Here is a 1,192-nt window from a genome sequence, read left to right as displayed (position 1 = left end):
TGTCCTGCGCGGTGCCCTGGACGCCGGAGCCGCCGGACGCGGCGGGCTCCGGCGACGTGGCGGCGCCCGTAGCGGGTCCGGCGTCCGACGGCTCCCGCGTCGTGCTGTCCTGACCGCCCGTGGACGTTCCCGTCGCCTCCCCGCCACCGGACGCCGCATCCGTGGACGAACCCGACGGCGAGGAGGCCGCCGACGAAGAGCCGGACCCATCCGAAGCCGAGGAGGCCGACGAGGAAGCCGGCGAGGACGAGGACGAAGCCGCCGCCCCCTCCGCCGCGTCCCCTTGCTTACGGGCATCCTCGTCGGCCTTCGACAGCTTGTCCGGTGCGGTCGTGCCGCCACTCGTCGTGGAGGTGTCGTCCGTCCGCTCGGTGGCGGTGCGGGCCGCGTCGTCGCGGCGCTTCGCCTCGGCGTCCTCGGCGCGTTCCCCGGCCTGCTCCCGGGCCGCTTCGGGGTCGTCGGGATCGTCGAGGTCCGTGCCCTGGTCGCCGGGCACGTCGCCGACCTTGTCCGCCGCCTTCTCGTCCGGATCGGGGCCGATCTCCTCCTCGGTGGACCTGCCGGACGGCAGGTCGTCCGGTTCGCCGTCGTCCTCCCGCTCGTCGTCGGGGGAGGCCGTGTCGTCGTCCGCCGAGGTCTCGTCCTCCGTGCCCCGGGCGCCTCCGGCGAACCGGCCCTCGGTGGCGGGGGAGTCGATGACGCCGGGGGCGCCCTCACGGTCGGCGGGGGCCTTGCGGTCCTGCTCCCGTGCGGCGGAACGGGCCGCGGCGAGGGCGTCGGCCGGGACCCGGGTGCCGTCGTCGGCGTCCGTCCCGGTGTCCTCCCCGTCCTCGTCCTCTTCCTCGGTGTCCTCGTCCTCGGTGTCCTCGTCCTCCCGGTCGTCCTCGTCCTCTTCCTCGTCCTCCCGCGTGTCCTTCTCGTCCGTGTCGCTGTCCGCCGCCTCGTCCTCCAGGCCCAGCGGTTCGTCGTCGGCGTCCTCGTCGTTCTCGGGGTCGCCGGTGCCGGGTGTGGTGTCCTCGTCCCGGCCACGGCGGTCCTTCTCGCCGGGCTCCGCCGCGCTGTTGTCCGGGGCCTGCGGGGCGGTGGCGTGGTCCCCGGCGGCGCTCCCGGAGTCCCCGCCGCCCGCCGTCGCGTTCCCGGCGGACTGCGGCGCGGCCGGAGCGGCGGACGGCGGTGTCCGCTCCGGTGACGG

1 protein-coding gene is annotated in these 1,192 nt (G+C 76.4%); it reads right to left on the bottom strand.

Annotated features, from left to right (window positions below):
- A partial coding sequence (locus AC51EU_RS30650) for a hypothetical protein (protein ID WP_496270354.1) occupies nucleotides 1-1,192 on the bottom strand: 1,192 nt, incomplete at both ends.

The organism is Candidatus Streptomyces philanthi (genome assembly GCF_059553635.1).
This window is presented reverse-complemented; position numbering and strand designations above follow the sequence as displayed.